This is a genomic window from Phyllobacterium sp. P5_D12, from assembly GCF_054049495.1.
The window spans coordinates 1-557 of the sequence record NZ_JBFUMG010001181.1 but is presented as its reverse complement, the minus strand read 5'-3'; the positions used below and the strand labels follow the sequence as shown (position 1 = coordinate 557).

1 protein-coding gene is annotated in these 557 nt (G+C 66.8%); it reads right to left on the bottom strand.

Annotation, left to right across the window (positions count from 1 at the left end; genetic code table 11):
• Positions 1 to 557, bottom strand: a 557-nt coding sequence (locus ACXJ5O_RS29385; RefSeq protein WP_457302976.1) for a PLP-dependent cysteine synthase family protein, incomplete at both ends; no start/stop codon positions are given.

Here is a 557-nt window from a genome sequence, read left to right as displayed (position 1 = left end):
GCCTTCCACCAGCCAGCTGCCGGACTTGTCGTTGAGCACGCCGTCGTTGATGTACTCGGCCAGGATCGAGCCGACCGGATCGGCCAGCACCAGTTCGGTCTTCGGCGAGGCGGTGGCGAACGCGCGCGACAGGCCGGTCATGGTGCCCGAGCTGCCGCAACCGAACACGATCGCGTCCAGGTCGCCGTCCATCTGTGCCAGGATCTCCGGACCGGTGCCGAACTCATGCGCCGCCGGGTTGTCCGGGTTGCCGAACTGGTTGATGAAGTACGCGCCCGGGGTTTCCTCGGCCACGCGCTGGGCCATGTCCTGGTAGTACTCCGGATGGCCCTTGGCCACATCCGACCGGGTCAGGCGCACTTCGGCGCCCATCGCCTTGAGRTTGAAGATCTTCTCGCGGCTCATCTTGTCGGGYACSACSAGGAYCAGCTTGTAGCCCTTCTGCTGGGCGACCAGCGCCAGGCCCAGGCCGGTGTTGCCGGCGGTGCCCTCGACCAGGGTCGCGCCCGGCTTGAGGTCACCGCGCTTTTCAGCGGCTTCGATCATCGACAGGCCGA